Origin of the sequence: Mycobacterium sp. MYCO198283, assembly GCF_021213805.1 — a bacterium.
Classification (GTDB): domain Bacteria; phylum Actinomycetota; class Actinomycetes; order Mycobacteriales; family Mycobacteriaceae; genus Mycobacterium.
On sequence record NZ_JAJQJI010000007.1, the window covers coordinates 254,460 to 272,454 of the forward strand.

Consider the following 17,995-nt stretch of genomic DNA (forward strand, 5'->3'; position numbering starts at 1 on the left):
CGTCTGCCGGCGTGCGGATCATCGTCACCGGAGCCAACAGCGGGGTCGGCGAGGCGACGGCGGCGGCGCTGGCGCAGCAGGGGCATTCGGTCGTCATCGCCTGCCGGGACACGGCGAAGGGCGAGGCGGCGGCGGCCCGCATGACGGGCGACGTCTCGGTCGGTGAACTCGACCTGGCGGACCTGGCGAGCGTGCGCCGGTTCGCCGCCGCCACCGACGACGTCGACGTGCTCATCAACAACGCGGGCGTCATGGGGCTGCCGCTGACGCGCACCGCCGACGGCTTCGAGATGCATATGGGCGTCAACCATCTCGGCCACTTCGCGCTCACCTGCCTGCTCGGCGGGAAGATCCGCGACCGCGTGATCAGCGTCGCCAGCGCCACCTACCTGATCGCGCGGCTGCACCTCGACGACCTGAACTGGCACACCCGGCCCTACCGGGCGATGACCGCCTACGGCGAGTCGAAGCTCGCCAACCTGCTGTTCGTCGCCGAGCTGGCGCGCCGCGGCGGGCGGGCGTACGCCACCGACCCGGGCGCCACCGACACGCAGATCACGCGGTCCTACTCCCAGCGCGACCACACCGTCGTGCGACGCCTGCTGCACACACCGGCCCAGGGCGCCCGCGCCAGCCTGCAGGCCGTCACCACCGACGCACCCAGCGGCAGCTACCTCGCGCCGCGGTTCAACCAGTTCGGCCGCCCGAAGCTCACCACGCCGCGGCCCAAGGCGCGCGATCCGCAGGCCGCGCGGCGGCTCTGGGCGCTGTCGGCGGAGCTGACCGGCTGCGACTGGGTGGACCGTTAGCCGCGCGTCAGCTCGAAGATCGGGATGACCCGCGTCGTCTTCGCCTGGTACTCGCCGAACGCCGGAAAGCGCTGCGCGATCACCGGATACAGCCGGTCCCGCTCGTCGCGGGGCAGCTCGCGGGTGGTGACGCGGAACGTGTCGGCGCCCAGTTCGACCGTCGCCTCGGGATGGGCCCGCAGGTTGTGCACCCACGCCGGCGATTTCGGCGCGCCCGCGTAGGACCCGACGATGAGCAGCCTGCCGTCGATCTCGAAGTGGACCAGCGGCGAGGTCCGGGGCTTGCCGGATTTCGCACCGACGGTCGTCAGCAGCAGCAGGTCGGCGCCGGCGAACGGGCCACCGACCTTGCCGCCGTTGGCGCGGAACTCCTCGATGACGCGGCTGTTGAAGTCGTCGAGTGCGGCGGCGTCCCCCGCGAGGTCGTCTACGTTCGTCATGCCGACTCCGACCGTTTGGGCTGCACGTCTATTCCCGATTCCTTGCGCTGCTGCGCGGTGATCGGCGCGGGAGCGCCGGTCAGCGGGTCGGCGCCGCCACCGGACTTGGGGAACGCGATGACCTCGCGGATCGAGTCGGCCCCGGCGAGCAGCGCGACGATGCGGTCCCAGCCGAACGCGATACCGCCGTGCGGCGGCGCGCCGAAGGTGAACGCGTCCAACAGGAACCCGAACTTCTCCTGCGCCTGGTCGCGGTCGATGCCCATCATCGCGAACACCCGCTCCTGCACGTCGCGGCGGTGGATGCGGATCGAGCCGCCGCCGATCTCGTTGCCGTTGCAGACGATGTCGTAGGCGTCGGCCAGCGCGGCGCCCGGATCGGTGTCGAAGGTGTCCTCCGAGGCGGGCTGCGGCGCGGTGAACGCATGATGCACCGCCGTCCACGACCCCGACCCCACGGCCACGTCACCGGACGCGGTGGCCTCCTCGGCGGGCTCGAACAGCGGCCAGTCCACCACCCAGGTGAACGCCCACGCGGCCGGGTCGATCAGGTCCAGGCGCCGGGCGATCTCGATGCGGGCCGCCCCGAGCAGTGCCCGTGACGACTTCACCGCACCCGCGGCGAAGAAGATGCAGTCGCCCGGGCTCGCGCCCACGTGGGCGGCGAGACCGGCGCGCTCGTCGTCGGTGAGGTTCTTGGCGACGGGTCCGGCAAGCGTGCCGTCCTCGGCGACGAGCACGTACGCCAGCCCTCTGGCGCCGCGCTGCTTGGCCCACTCCTGCCAGCCGTCGAGGGTGCGCCGGGGCTGCGACGCGCCGCCGGGCATGACGACCGCGCCGACGTAGGGCGCCTGGAAGACCCGGAACGGGGTGTTCGCGAAGTAGTCGGTGCACTCGACCAGTTCGACGCCGAAGCGCAGGTCCGGTTTGTCGGAGCCGAACCGGCGCATCGCCTCGGCGTAGCCGATCCGCGGCAGCGGCGTCGGCAGGTCGTGGCCGACGAGCGCCCACACCGCGGCGAGGACCTGCTCGGAGACCGCGATGACGTCGTCGGCGTCGACGAAGCTCATCTCCAGGTCGAGCTGGGTGAACTCCGGCTGGCGGTCGGCGCGGAAGTCCTCGTCGCGGTAGCAGCGGGCGATCTGGTAGTAGCGCTCCATCCCGGCGACCATGAGCAGCTGCTTGAACAGCTGCGGGCTCTGCGGCAGCGCGTAGAACGAGCCGGGCTGCAGGCGGGCCGGCACCAGGAAATCGCGGGCGCCCTCGGGCGTCGAGCGCGTCATCGTCGGCGTCTCGACCTCGACGAACTCGTGTTCGGCCAGCACGCCGCGCGCGGCGGCGTTGACCTTGGAACGCAGCCGCAGCGCCGCGCCGGGTCCCTCCCGGCGCAGGTCGAGGTAGCGGTACTTCAGCCGGGCCTCTTCGCCGGCGACCTCGTCGAGCTGGAAGGGCAGCGGTGCGCTCTCCCCCAGGACCGTCAGCGAGGTCGCGTTCACCTCGACCTCGCCGGTGGGGATGTCGGGGTTGGCGTTGCCTTCGGGCCGGATCTCGACCACGCCGGTGACGGCGATGCAGAACTCCGCGCGCAGCCGGTGCGCCTGCTGGAGCACGCCCGCGTCGCGGAACACCACCTGCGCCACCCCGGAGGCGTCACGCAGGTCGATGAAGATGACACCGCCGTGGTCGCGCCGGCGCGCCACCCAGCCCGCCAGCGTGACCTGCCGGCCGGCGTCGGTGGACCGCAACGACCCGGCGGTGTGACTGCGCAGCACGAAAGCTCCTGACGGGATGCGGGGATTGGACCCATGAAGTCTAGAGGGGCGTTCGGCGGCGCCGGCCCGCCCGAAGCGCCTCGGAGTTCCGGGTGCGCACCGACGCCGGATCCCCGACATACGACGGCACGGCGAATTCGTAGTGTGGGAAGCTGCAGACGTCGGCCGACTCCTCGGCCGCGGCGAACGTGCGGAGATGGTGCGGTGACCTTCAACGAAGGCATGCAGATCGATACCAGCACCACGTCGACCGGCGGTGGCGGCGGAGGTCGCCGGCTCGCCATCGGCGGCGGTGCCGGCGGGCTGTTGGTGCTGGTGGTGGCGCTGCTGTTCGGCGTCAACCCCGACGACGTGACGGGCGCCCAGCAGGCGCCGCAGCAACAGCAGCCGGGTTTCGACACCAGCCAGTGCCGCACCGGCGCCGACGCCAACCGCATCCTCGAGTGCCGGGTCATCGCGACCGGCAACTCACTCGACGGGATCTGGCCGACGCTGCTGCCGAACTACAGCCGGCCCCGCCTGAACCTGTTCACGAACGCGGTGAACACCGGCTGCGGCGCAGCCGACACCAGCGTCGGCCCGTTCTACTGCCCGGTCGACCAGACCGTCTACATCGACACCGCCTTCTACGACGAGCTCACCAGCAGGTTCGGATCCAGCGGCGGCCCGCTGGCGCAGGAGTACGTCGTGGCCCACGAGTACGGCCACCACGTGCAGAACCTGGTCGGCGATCTGGGCCGCGCGCAGCAGGGCGCCCAGGGCGCGCAGGGCAACGGCGTGCGCACCGAGCTGCAGGCCGACTGCTACGCCGGGGTGTGGGCGCACCACGCCGCGGTCACCACCCAGCCCGGCACCGACGTCACCTACCTCAAGCCGCTGAGCGACGCCGACATCGCCGACGCGCTGTCGGCCGCCGCCGCCGTCGGCGACGACCACATCCAGCAGCAGGCCACCGGCCGGGTCAACCCCGAGGCGTGGACGCACGGCAGCTCCGAACAGCGGCAGCATTGGTTCACCGAGGGCTACCGCACCGGCGACCCGAACAGCTGCGACACCTTCTCCGCGCGCGACCTTGGGTAGGTCGGTCACCGCGGTCGACGAGATCGCCGACCGCTACCTCGACACGCTCGCCCGCCTCGATCCCTGCGCCGCAACGGCTTTCGGCATCGCCGGGCACGACGACGAGGTCACCGACTACTCCCCCGCCGCCGTGGCGGAGCGGGCCGACGCCGCGCGGGCCGCGCTGCGCGAGCTGGGATCGGCCGATCCGGCCGACGACGTCGACCGCGTGACCGTGGCCGCGATGCAGGAACGGCTCGGCGTCACCGTCGAGATCGCCGACGCCGGTTTCGACGTCGGGGTGCTCAACGTGCTCGACTCGCCGCTGCAGGCCATGCGCGACGTGTTCGACCTGATGCCCGCCGACTCCGCCGACGACTGGGCGGTGATCTCGCGGCGGCTGTCGCGGATCCCCGGGTCCGCCGCCGGGTATGCCGAGGCGCTGCGGGTCGCGGCCGCGTCGGCGACACCGCCCGCCGGCCGCCAGGTCGCCCGCGGCATCGAGCAGGCGGGCCGGATCGCGGACTGGTTCGCGGCGACGGCCGACCGGATGCCGGCCGACGCCCCGCCGGCGCTGCGCAGCGACGTCGCCCGGCACGGACAGTCCGCCGCCGCCGCCTACCGCGAGCTCGCCGGGGTGCTGCGGGACGAGGTCGCGCCGCTCGCCCGCGACCGCGACGCCTGCGGCCGCGACGCCTACCGGCTGTTCTCCCGGTCGTTCCTGGGCGCGGCCGTCGACCTCGACGAAACCTACGCATGGGGCGTCGACCTGCTTCGCGGCATCGTCGCCGAGCAGGAGTCGATCGCGCAGCGGCGGTATCCGGGCGCGTCGGTGAGCGAGGCCATCGAACGGCTCGACCGCGATCCCCGCTACCAGGTGCACGGCACCGACGCCCTGGCCGGCTGGATGCAGGAGCTCTCCGACCGGGCGGTCGACTGGCTTGCCGGGCGGCACTTCGAGATCGCCGATCCGCTGCGGCGGCTGGAGTGCTGCATCGCGCCCACGCAGACCGGCGGCATCTACTACACCGGGCCGTCCGAGGACTTCAGCCGCCCGGGCCGGATGTGGTGGTCGGTGCCGGCCGGGATCGACGTCTTCCACACCTGGCGGGAGACGACCACCGTCTTCCACGAGGGCGTGCCGGGACACCACCTGCAGATCGGCCGGGCGGTCGCGCTGGCCGGCGAGCTGAACCGCTGGCGCCGGCTGGCGTGCTGGGTGTCCGGGCACGGCGAGGGCTGGGCGCTCTACGCCGAGCGGCTGATGGCGGAGTTCGGCTGGCTCGACGACCCCGGCGACCGGATGGGCATGCTCGACGCCCAGCGGTTCCGCGCGGCGCGGGTGGTGCTCGACATCGGCCTGCACTGCGAGCTCGACGCGCCCGACGGCCGGCCGTGGGATCCGGCGCGGGCGTGGGAGTTCCTCCGCTTCCACTGCGCGCAGTCCGACGAGACGCTGCACTTCGAGCTCGACCGCTACCTCGGCTGGCCCGGGCAGGCGCCGTCGTACGCGATCGGCCAGCGGATCTGGCAGCGGCTGCGCGACGAGGCGCTGGCGCGCGGCACCGACCTCAAGGAATTCCACCGCCGGGCGCTCGACCTCGGCGGCCTCGGCCTGGACACCCTCGCCGATGCGCTGCACCCCGGAGGATGAGCCCGCCGATGACGGACGCGTCCACGCCCGCGCGTGCCTTCACGCCGGCCTGAGCTCCGTCAGAACAGCGTCGGCTGCAGCGGCGGCGCCGGTTCGGCCGGCGCCGCGGAGGACATGCTGAAGCTGCGGTGGTCGCGGACCAGCCCGTGGCGGGCCACCAGCGGCGCCGCCCGCTCGCGCAGCGCGTCGCGGTAGGCCTGCGGGAGATAGGCGCCTCGGCGGTACAGCTCCCGGTACGGTCCCACCAGCTCCGGGTGGGCGCGGGCCAGCCACGACATGAACCAGCCGCGGGTGGCGCCGCGCAGGTGCAGCCCGAACACCGTCACGCTGGTGGCGCCGGCCGCTGCGATGGCCCCGAGCAGGTCGTCGAGCTGTTCGGGCGAGTCGGTGAGGTGGGGCAGAACGGGCGCCACCATGACGTGGCAGTCCAGGCCGGCGTCGCGGATTGCGGTGATGAGCGCCAGCCGGGCCTGCGGCGACGGCGTGCCGGGCTCGACGTCGCGGTGCAGGTCGTCGTCCGCGACGGCCAGCGACACCGCGACCGACACCGGCAGCGCGGCCGCGGCGGCGGCGATGAGCGGCAGGTCCCGGCGCAGCAGCGTGCCCTTGGTGAGGATCGAGAACGGCGTCCCGGCGTCGGCGAGCGCGCCGAGGACGCCGGGCATCAGCGCGTAGCGGCCCTCGGCGCGCTGATACGGATCGGTGTTGGTGCCCAGCGCCACGGTCTCCCGCCGCCACGACGGCCGGCGCAGCTCGCGTCGCAGCACGTCGGCGACGTTGGTCTTGACGACGATCTCGCGGTCGAAGCCGGCGCCGATGTCGAGGTCGAGGTACTCGTGGGTGGGCCGCGCGAAGCAGTACCGGCAGGCATGCGAACAGCCGCGATAGCCGTTCACCGTCCAGCCGAACGGGAGCATCGCCGCGTTCGGCACCCGGTTCAGCGCACTCTTGGCGAACACCTCGTGGAACGTGATGCCCTCGAACTGCGGCGTCCGCACACTGCGGACCAGCCCGATGCGTTGCAGGCCCGGCAGCGCTCCGTCGTCGACCTCGACGCCCTGGCCGCCCCACCGCATGCGGCCATCGAACGCCTGTTCGAGAGCGGTGTCAAGCCCGACGCGCGAGCCTCGCGACCACCTCGGCGGCCACGTCGTCAGCGGCCACGTCGACCTGCTCGCCGGTGGCGAGATCCTTGACGCCGACGGTGCCGGCCTCGATGTCGCGGTCACCGGCGACGAGCGCCAACGACGCGCCCGACCGGTCCGCGGCCCGCATGGCGCCCTTGAGGCCCCGGTCGCCGTAGGAGACGTCCACCCGGACGCCGGTCGCCCGCAGCCGGGCCGCGAGCACCGCCAGCGAGAGCTTCGCGGCGTCACCGAGCGGCACGCAGTAGACGTCGCAGCGCGCCGTGTCGCCCACCGGCCGGCCCTCGGCGCGCAGCGCCAGCAGCGTGCGGTCGACGCCGAGCCCGAACCCGATGCCGGACAGGTCTTTTCCGCCCAGCTGCGCCATCAGGCCGTCGTAACGCCCGCCGCCGCCGATACCCGATTGGGCGCCGAGGCGAGAGTGCACGAACTCGAACGTGGTCTTGGTGTAGTAGTCCAGGCCGCGCACCATCCGCGGATTGATCACGTACGGCACCCCGAGCGCGTCGAGGTGCGCGAGCACCGTGTGAAAGTGCGCCCTGGCGGCCTCGGACAGGTGGTCGAGCATCACCGGCGCGTCGGCGGTCATCTCCCGCACGTGCGGCCGCTTGTCGTCGAGCACCCGCAGCGGGTTGATGCGGGCGCGCTGCTGTGTTTCTTCGTCCAGGTCCAACCGGAACAGGAAGTCCTGCAACAACTCCCGGTATTGCGGGCGGCACGTGTCGTCGCCCAGCGAGGTGATCTCCAGCCGGAAGTCCGCCAGTCCCAGTGCCCGGAAGCCGGCGTCGGCGACAGCGATCACCTCGGCGTCCAGCGCCGGGTCGTCGACCCCGACCGCTTCGACGCCCACCTGCTGCAACTGCCGGTAGCGCCCGGCCTGCGGTCGCTCGTAGCGGAAGAACGGTCCGGCGTAGGCCAACTTGACCGGCAGCGCCCCGCGGTCCAGCCCGTGCTCGATCACCGCCCGGATGACGCCGGCCGTGCCCTCGGGCCGCAGCGTCACCGACCGGGCGCCGCGGTCGGCGAAGGTGTACATCTCCTTCGACACCACGTCGGTGGACTCGCCGACGCCGCGGGCGAACAGCGCGGTGTCCTCGAACACCGGCAGCTCGATGTGGCCGTATCCGGCGCGGCGCGCGGCCGCCAGCAGGCCGTCACGCACCGCGACGAACCCGGCGGAGTCCGGCGGAAGGTAGTCCGGCACGCCCTTGGGCGCCTGGAAGACAGTCACGAACTAGAGCCCTTCGAGGAATGGGTTTGAGCGGCGCTCGGCACCGATGGTGCTGGCCTCGCCGTGGCCCGGCAGCACCACGGTGTCGTCGTCGAGCACCAGCAGCTTGGTCACGATCGAGTTCAGCAGGTCCCGGCCGCTGCCGCCGGGCAGATCGGTCCGGCCGACCGACCGGCGGAACAGCGTATCGCCGGTGAACACGACGCTGCGGTCGTCGCCGTCGACCCGCAGCGTCACCGAGCCGCGGGTGTGCCCGGGGGTGTGGTCGACGGCCACCCCGAAGTCGGTGAAATCGAGCGTGCCGCCCGTGCGCTCGAACTCCTCGACCTGCCGCGGTTCTCGGAAGAAGGCGCCGGCCATCCGCTGTGCCAGTCGTGGGCCGATGCCGCTGATGGGGTCGGTGAGCATGAACCGGTCCTCGGGATGGATGAACGCCGGGCAGCCGTAGGTGTCGGAGACCTGCTGCGCCGACCACATGTGGTCGATGTGCCCGTGGGTCAGCAGCACCGCCGCCGGGGTGAGCCGGTGCTCGTCGAGGATGCGGCGCAGCGGACCAAAGGCCCGCTGCCCGGGGTCGACGACGATCGCGTCCGCCCCGGGGTGCGCGGCGAGCACGTAGCAGTTGCACGCGAGCACGCCGGCCGGGAAACCGGTGAGCAACATGGGCTCCAGTTTCCCATTGCCCGCCGGGTCCGCCGATGGGCGCATGGCACACTCGGTGCCGACCAGTGCCCACATCACGGAGGTTGCGGGGAGTGCCGAGCAACAAACAACGGCGAGAGACGGCGAAGCGCAAGCTCGAGCGGCAGCTGGAGCGGCGCGCGGCCCGGGCGCGCCGCCGCCGGCTGCTGACCATCGGCGGCGTGTCCGCGCTGGCGGTGGCCGTCGTCGTCGCGATCGTGCTCGTGGTGGTGCTGCGCCGCGACGACGACACGCAAAGCACCGCGTCGTCGGATACGGCGTCGTCGGAAACGGCGTCGTCGGAGACGTCTTCGGCCCCCGCCGGCGGAAACGGCACGCTGCCCGCCTTCGCGCCGCCGGCCGGCCTCGGCGCGAACTGCACCTACCCCACCAGCGGTCAGCCGGCCAAGCCCGTCGGCAAGCCCCGCGAGGGCGCCGTGCCCCGGGAGCCCGCACAGGTCAGCGCGAGCATGACGACCAACCAGGGCAACATCGGGCTGATGCTCAACAACGACCGGGCGCCGTGCACCGTCAACAGCTTCAGCAACCTGGCGCAGGCCGGCTACTTCGACAAGACCACCTGCCACCGGCTGACCAGCGGCGAACTCAACGTGCTGCAGTGCGGCGACCCGAAGGGCGACGGCACCGGTGGACCCGGCTACTCGTTCGCCAACGAGTACCCCACCAACCAGTACCGCCCCGACGATCCGGCGCTGACGCAGCCGGTGACCTACCCCCGCGGCACGCTGGCGATGGCCCACAGCCGGGAGCCCAACAGCAACGGCAGCCAGTTCTTCCTGGTGTACAAGGACTCGACGCTGCCGCCCGACTACACGGTGTTCGGCACCATCGACGAGACCGGCCTGAAGACGCTGGACAAGATCGCCGGCCAGGGCATCAAGGGCGGCGGACCCGACGGCGCGCCGGCGCAGCCGGTGACGATCGAGAACGTGCGCCTCGACTGACATGACGTCCGGCCCGCCGCACCCGTGACCATCGAGTCGATTCGGCTGGAGTGATCGATGACCGACCTCGTTGCGGCGATCTTCGTGCTGCTGATCGGTGGCTGCGCGGTGGCGTCGGGCGTCGTGCTGGGTCGCGCCGGCTGGCGGGCCCGCGGCTTCGCCAAGGTGAAGGGCCGGGTGGTGGAGCGCGGCATCGACCCGGTGGCGGCGGCCGACAAGGCCGGCGGCCGGCGGTACGAAGCGCGCGTCACCTACGAGTACGCGGTGGCGGGAGCGCAGCACACCGGCAACCGGATCGCGGTGACCTCCGAGGCCCACACCCGCGCCGCGGCCGAGGAAGCGCTGGCAACCATCCCCGACACCGTGACCGTCTACGTCAACCCCGCCGACCCCACCGATGCGGTGCTGACCATCCGCGGGCTCGGGCTCGCGATCACCACCGTGGCGCTCGGGCTGGTGGCGGTGACGATCGGTCTGACGCTGCTGCTGACCTGAACCTCGTCAGGCCGCGGACGTCACCCGGTAGACGTCGTAGACGCCCTCGACGTTGCGCACCACGTTCAGCACGTGACCGAGGTGCTTCGGGTCGCCCATCTCGAACGTGAACCGGCTGACGGCCACCCGGTCGTTGGAGGTGGTCACCGACGCGGACAAGATGTTGACCTTCTCGTCGGCGAGCACCCGCGTGACGTCGGAGAGCAGGCGGTGCCGGTCGAGCGCCTCGACCTGGATCGCGACCAGGAACACCGAACTCGGCGACGGTGCCCACTGCACGTCGATGAGCCGCTCGGACTGCTGCTGCAGCGATGCGGCGTTGGTGCAGTCGGTGCGGTGGACGCTGACGCCGCCGCCGCGGGTGACGAAGCCCATGATCTTGTCGCCCGGCACCGGCGTACAGCACTTCGCCAGCTTGGTCAGGATGCCCGGCGCGCCCGGCACCGAGATCCCCACGTCGTCGTTGTTGCGCTGCCGGCTGGGGACCGTGGACGGGGTGGAGCGTTCGGCGAGCTCGTCCTCGGCGTCCTCGGTGCCGCCCAGCATCGTCACCAGGCGCTGCACCACGTGGCGTGCCGACACGTGCCCCTCGCCCACCGCCGTGTAGAGCGCCGACACGTCGGTGTAGCGCAGCTCGCGGGCCAGCGCGGTCATCGACTCGCCGTTCATCAGCCGCTGCAGCGGCAGCCCGCCGCGACGGACCTCGCGGGCGATCGCGTCCTTGCCGGCTTCGAGCGCTTCCTCGCGGCGCTCCTTGGCGAACCACTGCCGGATCTTCGCCTTGGCCCGCGGCGACACCACGAAGCTCTGCCAGTCCCGCGACGGCCCGGCGCCTTGGGCCTTGGAGGTGAAGATCTCGACGACCTCGCCGTTGTCGAGCTTGCGTTCCAGCGCCACCAGCCGCCCGTTCACCCGCGCGCCGATACAACGGTGTCCCACCTCGGTGTGCACCGCGTAGGCGAAGTCGACCGGCGTCGACCCGGCGGGCAGCGTGATCACATCGCCCTTCGGGGTGAACACGAAGATCTCCTGCACGGCCAGGTCGTAGCGCAGGGACTCCAGGAACTCGCCGGGGTCCGCGGCTTCCCGCTGCCAGTCGAGCAGCTGGCGCATCCAGGCCATGTCGTCGATCTCGGCGCTGGTGTGGCCCGCCGGCACGCCGTTGCGGCCCTTGGCCTCCTTGTACCGCCAGTGCGCGGCAATGCCGTACTCGGCGGTGCGGTGCATCTCGCGGGTGCGGATCTGCACCTCCAGCGGTTTGCCCTCCGGCCCGACGACGGTGGTGTGCAGCGACTGGTACACGCCGTAGCGGGGCTGGGCGATGTAGTCCTTGAACCGGCCCGCCATCGGCTGCCACAGCGAGTGCACGACGCCCACCGCGGCGTAGCAGTCGCGGATCTCGTCGCACAGGATGCGGACGCCGACCAGGTCGTGAATGTCGTCGAAGTCGCGGCCCTTGACGATCATCTTCTGGTAGATCGACCAGTAGTGCTTCGGCCGGCCCTCCACCACGGCGTCGATCTTCGACTTCGCGAGCGTGGCGGCGATCTCGCCGCGCACCTTCGCCAGGTAGGTGTCGCGCGAGGGCGCCCGGTCGGCGACCAGCCGCACGATCTCCTCGTACTTTTTCGGGTGCAGGATCGCAAAAGACAGATCCTCCAGCTCCCACTTGACCGTGGCCATGCCGAGCCGATGCGCCAGCGGCGCGATGACCTCCAGCGTCTCGCGGGCCTTGCGCGCCTGCTTCTCCGGCGGCAGGAAACGCATGGTCCGCATGTTGTGCAGCCGGTCGGCCACCTTGATCACCAGCACCCGCGGGTCGCGCGCCATCGCGATGATCATCTTGCGGATGGTCTCGCCCTCCGCGGCGCTGCCGAGCACCACGCGGTCGAGCTTGGTGACGCCGTCGACCAGGTGCCCGACCTCCTCGCCGAACTCGGCGGTGAGCGCCTCCAAGGTGTAGCCGGTATCCTCGACGGTGTCGTGCAGCAGCGCGGCGACGAGCGTGGTGGTGTCCATGCCCAGCTCGGCGAGGATGTTGGCGACCGCCAGCGGATGGGTGATGTACGGGTCGCCGGAGCGGCGCAGCTGGGCGGCGTGACGCTGCTCGGCGACCTCGAAGGCGCGCTGGAGCAACGTGAGATCGGCCTTCGGGTAGACCTCGCGGTGCACCGCCACCAGCGGCTCCAGCACCGGGTTCACGGCGCCGCGCTGCGACGTCATGCGGCGCGCCAACCGCGCGCGCACCCGCCGCGAGGCGCTGCTGCTGGTCTTGGGCTGCGCGTCCGCCGGCTTCGGCTCGGGCGCCGCCGCCTCGGGTTCGGCGGGCACGGCGGCGTCGGCGTCGGTGTTGCTCCGGGAGGCCATGACGGTCACCTCCTTGATCGCGCGCGGTATGTCGACAGTATCGCTCACACGACGCGCAGGCTGGTGACGGGCAGCGGTGCGACCATCTCGCGCCCGGTCAGGGCGCCGAGCTCGAGCACCACGCCCGCGCCCAGCACCGTGGCGCCCGCGGCCTGCAGCAGCTCGGTGGCGGCGGCCATGGTTCCGCCGGTGGCGAGCACGTCGTCGATCAGGAAAACGCTGCTGCGGGTCAGATCGATTCCGTCGGCCGGGATCTCCAGGGTGGCGGAGCCGTACTCCAGGTCGTAGGTCCGGCTGTGAACCGGCGGCGGCAGCTTGCCGCCCTTGCGGACCGCGAGCACGCCGGTGCCCCTGCGCACGGCGACCGCTGCGCCCAACAGGAAGCCCCGCGCGTCGATGCCGGCGATCAGGTCGCTGCCCGCCGCCGCCTCCGCCAGCGCATCGGTGATGACGGCCAGGCCCACCGGGTCCGCCAGCACCGGGGTGAGGTCCTTGAACTGCACGCCCGGCTCCGGGAAGTCCGCGACCTCGCGGGTCAGCGCCGCGATGATGTCCCCGATGTCCGTCATGCCCACCCAAGCTCCACTCACTGCCTGTCGGTTCGTTCCGCAAGCTCCACTCACTGCACCAGCACCCAGCGGTCCATGTTCCACCCGGCGCCCCAGCGCGTCGGATTGCTGCTCACCGCATACATCTTCTTACTGGTGATGAGCATCCGCTGCTGGCGGTACAGCGGCAGCGTCGGAAGATCACCCCACAGGATCGCCGCGCCCTCGGTGAGCAGGCGGGCCTGCTCCTTGGCGTCGGCGGTGGCGGCCAGCGCGTCGATGATGGCGTCCACGCGCGGGTTGGCGTAGCCCGACAGGTTGTTGCCGTTGCCGCTGTGCAGGTCGTAGGCGTCGATGGCCGACGATCCGGACGAGCCGCTGCCGGTGGCGCCGCCCGTGCTGGCCAGCAGGGCGTCGATCTCGTTGCCGCGCAACGCCAGCGGCCCGATGGTGTCGGCGGGCACCTCCTGCACCGAGATGCCCGCCGGGGCGCACGCCTGGCGGATCGCGCCGACCGCGGCGGCGAGCCGCGGATTGGGCGACTGGTAGCCGATCCGCACGGTCAGCGGCGCACCGCCGAGCGCGGCGCGGGCCGCCTCCGGGTTGGCGACGGCGAACCGTTCGGGGCCCGGCGGTGTCTCCGCGGCCCCGAAGGCGTCGTCGCCGACGGGGTTGAGGCGGGCGTCGGCGATCGGCACCCCCGCGTTGCGGGCGATCACGTCCCGCGGGATGCACAGGGCCAGCGCCCGGCGGGCCGGCGGCGCCGCCAGCGGCCCCTGACCGGAGAAGATGAGCTGCTGGACACCGGCCGACGGCGAATCCGCGCGGGTGTACTCGTCGGGAATCGTCAGCGTCCCCGACGAGCCGGCGGCCACGTCGACGACGTCGAACGAGCCGTCGTTCACGCGGTCCTGGATGTCGATTCCCCGCGGCCACACCGTGATCTCGCGGGTCACCGGCGCGGTACCCCACCACTTGTCGTTCGCGACGAGCCGGACGGCGCCGGTGTCGGTGACCGAGGCGATGCGGTAGGGCCCCGACGACGGGAAGCGGGCGAGGTCGATGCCGGGGGTCAGGTTCCAGGCGGTGTTCCACGCCTCGGCGATCTGCGGGACCTGCGCCGGGTCACCGCGCTGCAGGGCCGCCGTGACGTCGAAGCCCAGCAGGTCGGACAGCACGTGGGCGGGCATCAGCGACGTGGCGGTGAACAGGTGCGCGTGGTCGGTGACCGCCCGGTCGGGCAGAAACGACACCCGCGCCCGCTTCTGACCGGGCTGGCAGTCCACCGCCGCGATGTCGGCGTAGCCGGCGCGGCTGGCGGCGTCGAACCCGGGCAGCCGACCGGCCTGCGCGGCCCACGCCAGCACCATGTCGTCGCAGGTCACCGGCTTGCCGTCGGAGTACACGGCCTGGTCGGCGATCTGGTAGTCCAGCACCAGCGGCGCCCGGCCGACCACCGACACCGTGCCGAAGTCCGAGTCGCCGACGATCTGGCCGTCCGGGCCGCGGTAGCCGAAGCCCGTCAGCACCCGGCCGAACGCCTGCGGTGCCGCGGAGGCGGCGCCGGCGACGGTGTTGGTGTTGTAGGTGACCAGCGTGCCGTCGACCGCGTAGTCGATCGCCTCGGCCGCGGTGTCCGAGCACCCGGTCACGCCACCGGCCACCAGCGCCAGCGCCGCGACGAGCGCCGCGACGGCGCCGGGCCCGCGCCGGCCGGTCAACGGCTAGCGCTTCCGCTTGCCCGACGGTCGGGCGGGTCGCGCCGGGGACGGCCGCGCCGGGCGGGCACCCGGGGCGGGCCCCGCGGCCGCTGCCACCGGCTCCGGCTGCGGCGCCTGCTCCTCGGTAGCCGGCTCCTCGACCTCCTCGACGGTGGCGGCGCCGGCCGATTCGCGCCGCTTCTGCACCCGGCGGGTGTGGGTGCGCACCAGCTCGGTGCGCTCGCGCAGCGTCACCAACAGCGGTGTGGCGAAGTAGATCGACGAGTAGGTGCCGACGATGATGCCGACGAGCTGCACCAGCGCCAGGTCCTGCAGCGTCCCCACGCCCAGCAGCCAGACGGCCACCACGATCAGCGAGATCACCGGGATGACCGAGATCAGGCTGGTGTTGATGGAGCGCATGAAGGTCTGGTTGATCGCCAGGTTCGCCTGTTCGGCGAAGGTGCGCCGGGTGGTGTGCTGGAACCCGTGGATGTTCTCCTCCACCTTGTCGAACACGATGACCGTGTCGTAGAGCGAGAACCCGAGGATGGTGAGCAGCCCGATGACGGTCGCGGGGGTCACCTCGAACCCCACGAGCGCATAGACCCCGGCGGTGACGGCGAGGTCGAACACCAGGGCGGCCAGCGCCGCGAGCGCCATGTACCGCTCGTAGCGGATCGTGATGTAGATCGCGACCAGCAGCAGGAAGAAACCGAGGGCGATCAGCGCCTTCTTGGTGATCTGGTCGCCCCAGGTCGACGACACCGCGGAGTCGCTGATGGCCTGCGGGCTGGGCCGGCCGTCGTTGCCGCGGGGCTGGAACTTCTGGAAGAGCGCGTCGCGCAGCTTGGCCATCTGGTCGTTGTCGAGCGTCTCGGACCGGATCTGCACGGTGGCCGACGGCCCGTTGCCGACGGTGACCACCGAACTCGGGTCCTTGCCGAGCGTGTCGCGGAACACCTCCTCGACTTGGGCGGTCGACGCGTCCCCGCGCGGGAACGACACCTTGGTGCCGCCCTCGAAGTCGATGCCGAACGTGAAGCCGCGGATGAGGATGGCGCCGATGGCGACGGCGACGATCAGGCCGCTGATGCCGAACCACAGCTTCCGCTTGCCGACGACCTCGAACGCGCCGGTGCCGGTGTAGAGCCGGGTGAAGAAGCTGTGCTTCGGCAGCTGACCGGCCGCGCCCAGCTCCACGGCGCTGGTGTCGGTCGTCGCCTCGGTGGCGGTGTCCTTCTCGATGGCCATGGGCTATCCCCGTCCTGTCGCGTGGGCGGCGGCGCGTCGTTCCCGGGCGATCTGCTGCACCGCACCCAGACCGTTGAAGGCCGGCTTGGCCATCCGCGCGGACTTCGACGCCAGGTACACCAGCGGCCAGGTCACCAGGAACACCACGACGACGTCGAGGATGGTGGTGAGGCCGAGCGTGAACGCGAAACCCTTCACCTGTCCGACGGCCAGCACGTAGAGCACCGCCGCGGCCAGGAAGCTCACCGCGTTGCCCGACATGATCGTCTTGCGGGCCCGCGCCCAGCCGCGGGGCACGGCCGACCGGAACGACCGGCCCTCGCGAATCTCGTCCTTGATGCGCTCGAAGAACACCACGAACGAGTCCGCCGTGGTGCCGATGCCGATGATGAGGCCCGCGATGCCCGCGAGATCGAGGGTGTAGCCGATCCAGCGGCCGAGCAGGATCAGGATGGCGTACACCATCGCCCCGGACGCCACCAGCGACAACGCGGTGAGGATCCCGAGCACCCGGTAGTACAGCAGCGCGTAGACCAAGACGAGCGCCAGGCCCACCGCGCCGGCGATCAGGCCGGCCTTGAGGGACGCCAGCCCCAGGGTGGCCGACACCGTTTCGGCCTCCGACGACTCGAAGGACAACGGCAGCGAGCCGTACTTCAGCACGTTGGCGAGCTCACGGGCCTCGCCGGCGGTGAACTTACCGCTGATCTGGGTCTGGCCGCCGGGGATCGGCTCCTCGATCTGCGGGGCGCTGACCACCTGCGAGTCGAGTGTGAACGCCGTCGCCGTGCCGACGTTGGCGGCGGTGAAGTCGCTCCAGGTGTCGCGGGCGGCGCCTTTGAACTCGACGCTGACGATGTTCTCGCCGGTCTGCTGGTTGGTACCGCTGGTGGCGTCGCCGATGTCCTCACCGCTGATGATCGACGGGGCGAGCGCATACACCTGGGTGCGGTCCTGCGAGCAGGTCAACAGCGGCAGTTTGGGGTCGTCGTTGCCGGCGAGGATGTCGTTGCCGGACTTGCACTCCTCGGCCATCTTGCTCAGCACGGCGAGCTGGAGGACCGGCGGCAGCTGCGCGAGCTGCTCGACACCGGGGTTCTGGCGCCATTCCTTCGCGTAGGCGATCTCGGCGGCCTGCGCCTCTTTGGAACCCGGCACCGGCGGCGGACCCGTCGGTTGCTGCGGCTCGCTGGGCTGCTGGCCTCCCGGTTGCGGCGCGGGAGACGGCGGTGGGGGCGACGGCGGTGCCGGTGACGGCGGCTCAGCCGGATAGGGCCGCGGCTGCGGAGCGGGTTGCTCGGCGGGCGCGGCCGGGGTCGGTGCGGCGCCGGCCACCGGCGGCTGCCCGGGCGTGGCGCCGGGCGCGGGCTGCCCCGGCGTGGCGCCGGCACCCGCCCCGCCGAACTGCGCCGCGGCGGCCAGGATGTTGTCGACGGTCTCGACGAAGACGACCGGCCTGATGTACAGCCGTGCGGTCTGGCCGAGGTTCCGCGCTTCGTTCCCGTCGCTGCCCGGCACGGTGATCACCAGGTTGTCGCCGTCCACGACCACCTCGGAGCCGGAGACGCCGAGGCCGTCGACACGGGCGGAGATGATCTGCTGCGCCTGGTTGAGCGCCTCTTTGGTGGGCGGCGACCCGTCGGGCGTGCGCGCGGTCAAGGTGACGCGGGTGCCGCCCTGCAGGTCGATGCCGAGCTTCGGATCGGGCTTGTGATCGCCGGTGAAGAAGACCAGCACGTAGGAGACGATCAGCAGGATCAAGAAGATCGCGAGGTTCAGGGCAGGGCGCACCGGCGCCGAAGACGATGCCACGGTCGAGATCTCTCCTTGGGTTGTCCGCCTACACCGGCAGAGGGTACGTGCCGCGGGTGGTCG

The 17,995-nt window shown here is 71.9% G+C and carries 15 protein-coding genes; 5 read left to right on the plus strand and 10 right to left on the minus strand.

Annotated elements, in window-relative coordinates:
- Positions 1 to 11 precede the first annotated feature (11 nt).
- The gene (locus tag LV457_RS15320; protein ID WP_232172053.1) at positions 12 to 809 is read left to right on the plus strand and encodes an SDR family NAD(P)-dependent oxidoreductase; all 798 of its coding nucleotides are present in this window, start codon (positions 12 to 14) and stop codon (positions 807 to 809) included.
- Here the strand turns inward: LV457_RS15320 and LV457_RS15325 are convergent.
- Complete coding sequence (locus LV457_RS15325; protein ID WP_232172054.1) at positions 806 to 1,249, minus strand: nitroreductase family deazaflavin-dependent oxidoreductase; 444 nt, start codon at positions 1,247 to 1,249, stop codon at positions 806 to 808. The two genes, LV457_RS15320 and LV457_RS15325, sit on opposite strands and share 4 nt — an antisense overlap.
- The gene (gene aspS / locus LV457_RS15330) at positions 1,246 to 3,021 is read right to left on the minus strand and encodes an aspartate--tRNA ligase (protein ID WP_232172055.1); all 1,776 of its coding nucleotides are present in this window, start codon (positions 3,019 to 3,021) and stop codon (positions 1,246 to 1,248) included. Before aspS ends, LV457_RS15325 begins: the two co-directional genes overlap by 4 nt.
- A 204-nt stretch (positions 3,022 to 3,225) precedes the next feature.
- Between aspS and LV457_RS15335 the strand changes: the two genes are divergently transcribed.
- On the plus strand, positions 3,226 to 4,101 hold the full coding sequence (locus LV457_RS15335; RefSeq protein WP_232172056.1) for a neutral zinc metallopeptidase: 876 nt from the start codon (positions 3,226 to 3,228) through the stop codon (positions 4,099 to 4,101).
- Complete coding sequence (locus LV457_RS15340; RefSeq protein ID WP_232172057.1) at positions 4,094 to 5,734, plus strand: DUF885 domain-containing protein; 1,641 nt, start codon at positions 4,094 to 4,096, stop codon at positions 5,732 to 5,734. The genes LV457_RS15335 and LV457_RS15340 overlap by 8 nt, the downstream gene beginning before the upstream one ends.
- A gap of 59 nt (positions 5,735 to 5,793) precedes the next feature.
- Here LV457_RS15340 and LV457_RS15345 read toward each other — a convergent pair whose 3' ends face one another.
- The 3 genes from LV457_RS15345 to LV457_RS15355 are packed head-to-tail and all read right to left on the minus strand — an operon-like array spanning position 5,794 to position 8,773.
- Positions 5,794 to 6,810 (minus strand): Rv2578c family radical SAM protein, encoded by a 1,017-nt coding sequence (locus LV457_RS15345; RefSeq protein ID WP_232172058.1) that lies wholly within the window; start codon positions 6,808 to 6,810, stop codon positions 5,794 to 5,796.
- Between the two features lie 31 nt (positions 6,811 to 6,841).
- Positions 6,842 to 8,110 carry a histidine--tRNA ligase gene (gene hisS / locus LV457_RS15350; protein WP_232172059.1) on the minus strand — a complete coding sequence of 423 codons (1,269 nt, stop codon included), beginning with the start codon at positions 8,108 to 8,110 and terminating at the stop codon, positions 6,842 to 6,844.
- 3 nt (positions 8,111 to 8,113) lie between these two features.
- Positions 8,114 to 8,773, minus strand: a complete 660-nt coding sequence (locus LV457_RS15355) for an MBL fold metallo-hydrolase (protein ID WP_232172060.1) — start codon at positions 8,771 to 8,773, stop codon at positions 8,114 to 8,116.
- Positions 8,774 to 8,865: 92 nt separating this feature from the next.
- Between LV457_RS15355 and LV457_RS15360 the strand changes: the two genes are divergently transcribed.
- Entirely contained in the window at positions 8,866 to 9,756 is an 891-nt protein-coding gene (locus tag LV457_RS15360) for a peptidylprolyl isomerase (protein WP_232172061.1), read from the plus strand.
- A 57-nt stretch (positions 9,757 to 9,813) separates the two neighbouring features.
- Positions 9,814 to 10,251, plus strand: a complete 438-nt coding sequence (locus LV457_RS15365) for a DUF3592 domain-containing protein (RefSeq protein WP_232172062.1) — start codon at positions 9,814 to 9,816, stop codon at positions 10,249 to 10,251.
- A gap of 6 nt (positions 10,252 to 10,257) precedes the next feature.
- On the opposite strand, the gene LV457_RS15370 is transcribed toward LV457_RS15365, so the two are convergent.
- The 5 genes from LV457_RS15370 to secD are packed head-to-tail and all read right to left on the minus strand — an operon-like array spanning position 10,258 to position 17,932.
- Positions 10,258 to 12,618 carry a bifunctional (p)ppGpp synthetase/guanosine-3',5'-bis(diphosphate) 3'-pyrophosphohydrolase gene (locus LV457_RS15370; protein WP_232172063.1) on the minus strand — a complete coding sequence of 787 codons (2,361 nt, stop codon included), beginning with the start codon at positions 12,616 to 12,618 and terminating at the stop codon, positions 10,258 to 10,260.
- A 44-nt stretch (positions 12,619 to 12,662) separates the two neighbouring features.
- Positions 12,663 to 13,187 carry an adenine phosphoribosyltransferase gene (locus LV457_RS15375; RefSeq protein ID WP_232172064.1) on the minus strand — a complete coding sequence of 175 codons (525 nt, stop codon included), beginning with the start codon at positions 13,185 to 13,187 and terminating at the stop codon, positions 12,663 to 12,665.
- A gap of 50 nt (positions 13,188 to 13,237) precedes the next feature.
- Positions 13,238 to 14,887 (minus strand): ABC transporter substrate-binding protein, encoded by a 1,650-nt coding sequence (locus LV457_RS15380; protein ID WP_232172065.1) that lies wholly within the window; start codon positions 14,885 to 14,887, stop codon positions 13,238 to 13,240.
- Between the two features lie 3 nt (positions 14,888 to 14,890).
- Positions 14,891 to 16,120 carry a protein translocase subunit SecF gene (secF, locus tag LV457_RS15385; protein ID WP_232172066.1) on the minus strand — a complete coding sequence of 410 codons (1,230 nt, stop codon included), beginning with the start codon at positions 16,118 to 16,120 and terminating at the stop codon, positions 14,891 to 14,893.
- 3 nt (positions 16,121 to 16,123) lie between these two features.
- Entirely contained in the window at positions 16,124 to 17,932 is a 1,809-nt protein-coding gene (secD, locus tag LV457_RS15390) for a protein translocase subunit SecD (protein ID WP_232172067.1), read from the minus strand.
- Between the last annotated feature and the right edge of the window lie 63 nt (positions 17,933 to 17,995).